Below are 788 nucleotides of genomic sequence, written 5' to 3'. Positions count from 1 at the left end.
GCGTCGTCCCCGCTGCCATGGTGTGTTCCCCCGGTCGTCCGGAAGAGCCGTCAGCGCTCTTCTCTGCTACCGAAGTTAGAAATCCGAGGCCGTGGTCGGCGTCCCGCCATGGAGCCGTATCCGCACGTAGCTCTCAGGTATGACAGGGGCTACTTGAGAGTCACGGACAACGGCGAACGCCCTGCAAAGGCGTGCGGTTAGGGAGCAAACATGATCGACAACGACTGGCGAAACGACCGCATCGGCAGCGCGCACCGGGGGGAGAACCCCACCGTCCTGCGCCGCCTCGACTCCGGCTTCGCCGTCATCGGCGACCGGCAGTTCCTGCCCGGGTACTCCGTGCTCCTGACCGACGACCCGGCCGTGACCCGGCTCTCCGACCTGTCCCGGGCGCGCAGGGCCGCGTACCTCGGCGACCTGGAGCGACTCGCCGAGGCCGTCGAGCGGGCCTGCGCGCGGCTCGACCCGGCCTTCCGCCGCGTGAACATCGAGATCCTCGGCAACACCGACCCGTACCTCCACACCCACATCTGGCCCCGCTACGACTGGGAGCCCGCCGACCGCGTCCGGCTGCCCGTGTGGCTGTACGAGGCGGAGTACCGGCGCGGCGAGCAGCATGCGCTGGGCCCCCGCCATGACGCCCTGCGGGCCGCCATCGCGGCGGAGCTGGACCGGCTGGGAGAGGCCTGAGGGCTGAGGCATGAGGACTGAGGCATGAGGACTGAGGCCAGAGGACTGAGGCCTGAAGGCTGAGGGCTGCTCCGCCACCGCCACGCCCACCCCCACCC

Annotated in this window: 1 protein-coding gene; it reads left to right on the top strand. The window is 70.2% G+C overall.

Going from position 1 to position 788, the window contains the following annotated elements:
- Positions 1 to 213 precede the first annotated feature (213 nt).
- Positions 214 to 690 (top strand): diadenosine tetraphosphate hydrolase, encoded by a 477-nt coding sequence (locus PV721_RS43635; RefSeq protein WP_319734460.1) that lies wholly within the window; start codon positions 214 to 216, stop codon positions 688 to 690.
- Positions 691 to 788 lie beyond the last annotated feature (98 nt).

The sequence above is a fragment of the Streptomyces sp. MB09-01 genome, from assembly GCF_033794505.1.
Classification (GTDB): domain Bacteria; phylum Actinomycetota; class Actinomycetes; order Streptomycetales; family Streptomycetaceae; genus Streptomyces.
Note: the sequence above shows the minus strand (reverse complement) of the source record. Positions and strands in the feature narration are given on the sequence as shown.